Consider the following 4,073-nt stretch of genomic DNA (forward strand, 5'->3'; position numbering starts at 1 on the left):
CACTGGTGTACTGGCGGCGCATCTCAGCTGGGAATGGTCACGTGAGGTGGAGAAGTCCATCCTCGCCCCGCTGAAAGATCGTATGAACGGTGTCGAGGTGCTGGTGATCAGCCAAAAAGATGACACAGTCCTGCTGGGACCGGACAGATTAGTCGGTCAAAAAATGACGGATGAAGCAGTCCGGAAAGCGCGGAATGGTGAAAACTCATGGACAGTGGAAAAGGGGAAGGGCGGAGATTCTTATCTGACCGGTTATGCTTATGGAGACGGGTATTTGAATTACCCGGGTTTGGGCTGGTCCGTAATTATCCGTCAGCCGGCAGAGATCGCCTTCGCTTCTGTCCATCAGCTTGAACGGTTCATCATCCTAAGCGGAATGGCGGCTGCTGTGATCTTCGGGATTCTTGGCTGGGTTCTGGCAGGCTGGATCGCACGCCCGTTAAAGGCTATCACATATACAGCTGATTTGCTCAGCTCCGGTACTGATGCAGAGATTCCATCCTCTTCGCTTATCAAAGATGTAGCCGTTCTGTCAGCCTCCCTACGGAATCTCGTAGGCACTCTGACTAAAACGGAAAGCAAGCTCAATTATATGTCTGATATGGCGCTGCATGATTCCCTCACCGGCTTACCGAACCGGGCAGCCCTTGATGAATTTTTGGCTCATGCCGTCAGCAAGGCTCAGCAAAACAGGACAACGCTCAGCTTTCTTTATTTAGATCTGGACGGATTCAAGAAAGTGAATGATACGTACGGGCATGCGGCCGGGGATGCCCTGCTGCAGCAAGTAGCCGTGCGGCTGCTGGACTGCACCCGCGAGCATGAGATTGTCGCCCGCTTAGGGGGAGATGAGTTTGTCATCATCCTTCATACTTCAGCGGCAAGACCAATGTATGAAGCCGAAATCGTTGCAGCGCGGATTATCAGCAAAATCAATCTTCCGGTTATGATCGGAGGCCACAATCTTCATGTCGGCTGCAGTGTCGGTGCAGCGGTGTGGACGCCAGATGGGGCGGATACCAGTGAAACGATGCGGCTTGCCGACGAGGCGTTGTATATTTCTAAACGCAGCGGCAAGAACCGCATTACATTTGAGGCTGCCAGTTAAGCAGCTGGAGGTATAAAAAATAGCTCTTTTGGGAGGGAACGCCTAAAAACGTCCTGCTGACCAAAAGAGCTTTTTTATGATTAAGGTAGGAAATGTTTTCAGCTTATGTAAATCAATTAGTCTACTCTTTTACGTGGATTAGACCACCACTTGATCCAGAGTTTTCCTTCATCATCATGGAAGAACTTTATTCCTATCCACTTTAGAGGTGTCCAAACCTCTTTGAAATAATATGATGGCATAGTCTATTAGACCCTCCCGTATAGTTAATTTATACTATATTTTACGCCAAAATTTACTATTTAACAATACTAGATCCATAAAATTGAAATTATGTTGTAGGAATCAGCACAAGCCATCCAGCGGAATAAGCATTTAATGTAGAGAAAGGATGTGAAAGAATGACAAATGCCGAGTTCATATCCAGAATCGTACCCTTTGCAATAGCGGATATGCAGCGCAGCCACATTGCCGCCTCGCTTACGATCGCACAAGCCGCACTGGAATGCGGATGGGGTAACAGTGGCCTGACGGTGAAAGCCAATAACCTTTTTGGAATAAAAGGAAGCGGTCCGGCAGGAAGCATTGCCATCCGGACAACCGAATATTTAAACGGTAAACCTTTTCTTGTGACTGCAGCATTTCGCGTTTACCATGACTGGGGAGAATCTGTAGCTGACCACTCTGCAGTTCTCATCGGGGGGGTCTCCTGGAACCGCGGCCTCTACAGCAGGGTGATCGGCGTTAACGGGCAAACAGCCGCCCGCGAGATTGCTGCTGCAGGATATGCAACAGATCCGAATTACGCTGCCAAGCTGATCCGAATTATGGATTCCTATAATTTATACCTATTTGATGAAGTGAAGGAGGATGAAGAGATGTCGGCCGAAGATAAACAGAAGCTTGCGAATCTGGAGACGGAAGTAAAGGAACTGCGTGTTCTTCTTGCCGGTCTTACAGTCAGCAGGGATACAATTAAAACCGGTGTGCAGGAGCAAGGGCAGGCGATAAAGAATGTAACAGACCGCCTTACTGCAATTGAGGGCCGTGCAGTGATGAATATACCGCCATGGGCAGAGCCCGCGGTCAACGCGGCTGTGGCTGCCGGGCTGCTGGATACACCTGCCGGCGGAAGCTATGACTTTTACCGTTTGCTCACGGTGCTGAATAGGGCGGGCTTGCTGGTGACAGGGGGGAAATGAGATGGACAATGAGGCGCTTAATAATGTGCTTGCTTTCGCCTCGGTGTTAGCCGTGTTTGTTATGGCGCTTGTGCAGCTGGTAAAGAACAGTGTGAACATTCCCCGCAATTTTGTTCCTGCCGTAGGTCTGGCAATCGGTTTATTTGTCGGCGCGGTCGCCTACCCTTTTACGGATATGACACTTGTTCTCCGCCTGTGGGCAGGCGGACTGGCCGGTTTGTCGGCCACTGGACTGTTTGAACTAGCCTTTAACAAAAGAGACGGATCGACCAAAGACAAATAACATGAATTGCATGCTCATTATATTTATGCTTATGCCTGCTGGCGATCTGAACAAGCAATCTGCAAATGAGACCATACAATAAGGTATGCAGTAAAGGAAGGGGGTTCTTTATATATGGGAACTTATCTGGATGCCAGAACCTCACAGAATGCCAGCACAGCAAACTCCATTGCCATTCCGATTCTGGCGATCAATACCGCCCAGTTATTCGGTCAAATTGGCCTGATTACTTCGGGAATTACTACTAACCCGCGGGTGTTATTGAAGGGAACGATTTCGTTACAGCTTCCGCTGGCATTGGTCGGTATTACGATTACGATTGTCCGGGGTACGCTTCCTACTGATCCGGTTGTGTATTCCGCGACCTCTACTTTCAACCTTAATCTTCTGGCGCCGCAGGTTATTGCATTTTCTGCTGCTGATTTTAACCCGCCGGTTTCACCGCAATTGACTTATACGGCATTCGTTACCTCTAACCTGCTGGGTACGATCCGTGTCGGTCCGGAGAGCTTTGATGGAATTTTGGTTTCAGACTAATTGCAGCCTTACGTCTTGTGATGCCCTTAGCGGGTATGACAAGATGTTTAAGTGAAATTAAACCGCTTCGCCCAATCTGATTGGAACAATCGTACATATTCTATTCTGTAGTCATTAATTTGAAGGAGGTTATCTCATGGGTGCAGATTGCGGATACGGCGGTAATGTAGGCGGTGCTAATGTAGGTCCGGTTGGTCCTTGGACATCTACCGGTGCGATCCTGGTTCTTTATATCTTGCTTGTTATTATCTTGAGTGCCTGCTTTATCTAAGAGCGTAAGCAAAAGGCGCGTTTCCTGAAATTGTCAGGTTCGCGCCTTTTTTTGTGCGGAAAATCAGACCTTGGATAAGTTATACTGGAGGAATATGGATGAAGATTAGGAGGTGCTGTCAAAGTGCGAAAAGGGTTAGTCCTGGTAATCATCTGCAGTCTGCTGTTTCTTGGGGGAATTTGGGATTCAGCGGTGGTGCATGGTGCTGAAGATAAAGTAGGTGTCACCGTCAACTTCGAACCCCTAAAGATTCCGGCTGGAATTACCCCTTTTGTAAACAGCTCGGTGGTTATGGTGCCTGTCCGCCCGTTAGGTGAAGCGCTTGGTTATGAGGTCACTTACATAAAAGAACACAACAGCCTGCAGCTGAAGGGTAATGGACGTGAGGGTGTAATTAGGCTGGGAGAGAGTAAGCTTGTCCTAAACGGCAAGGAGAAGCTTGCCATCGACGGCAAGGCTATGCTTAAGAACAGCCGCATATATGTACCGTTATCTATCTTTGAAGCGCTGGGATTAATCACCTCCTATGACGCCGGTTCGCTCCACGCAGCCGTAAGCACGCCGCAGAAATACGCAGACAACATAGTAGTTTTGTTGAATTCAGGTCAGTTTGAGGAACTGTGGCAGGACTTGTTCAATGCAGAGCTTAAAAAACGGGTTCCAATCTCTGCA

General features: G+C 48.5%; 6 protein-coding genes. All 6 read left to right on the top strand.

The features are described 5' to 3' along the window. On the top strand, nucleotides 1–1,108 hold a 1,108-nt coding region (locus tag AQR02_RS09760), incomplete at its 5' end, for a GGDEF domain-containing protein (protein WP_245237273.1). Nucleotides 1,109–1,509: 401 nt separating this feature from the next. Beyond that, entirely contained in the window at nucleotides 1,510–2,310 is an 801-nt protein-coding gene (locus AQR02_RS09765; RefSeq protein WP_054940402.1) for a glucosaminidase domain-containing protein, read from the top strand. A 1-nt stretch (nucleotide 2,311) separates the two neighbouring features. Beyond that, nucleotides 2,312–2,593, top strand: coding sequence for a holin (locus AQR02_RS09770; protein WP_054940403.1), 282 nt, complete (start codon nucleotides 2,312–2,314; stop codon nucleotides 2,591–2,593). Nucleotides 2,594–2,707: 114 nt separating this feature from the next. Next, nucleotides 2,708–3,130 carry a hypothetical protein gene (locus AQR02_RS09775; protein ID WP_054940404.1) on the top strand — a complete coding sequence of 141 codons (423 nt, stop codon included), beginning with the start codon at nucleotides 2,708–2,710 and terminating at the stop codon, nucleotides 3,128–3,130. A 136-nt stretch (nucleotides 3,131–3,266) separates the two neighbouring features. After that, nucleotides 3,267–3,401, top strand: a complete 135-nt coding sequence (locus AQR02_RS33035; RefSeq protein WP_197071804.1) for a sporulation protein YjcZ — start codon at nucleotides 3,267–3,269, stop codon at nucleotides 3,399–3,401. A 123-nt stretch (nucleotides 3,402–3,524) separates the two neighbouring features. Beyond that, nucleotides 3,525–4,073 (top strand): copper amine oxidase N-terminal domain-containing protein (locus AQR02_RS32380; RefSeq protein ID WP_167347612.1); only part of this gene is annotated, 549 nt, incomplete at its 3' end.

Origin of the sequence: Paenibacillus ihuae (assembly GCF_001368795.1) — a bacterium.
Classification (GTDB): domain Bacteria; phylum Bacillota; class Bacilli; order Paenibacillales; family Paenibacillaceae; genus Paenibacillus_AQ; species Paenibacillus_AQ ihuae.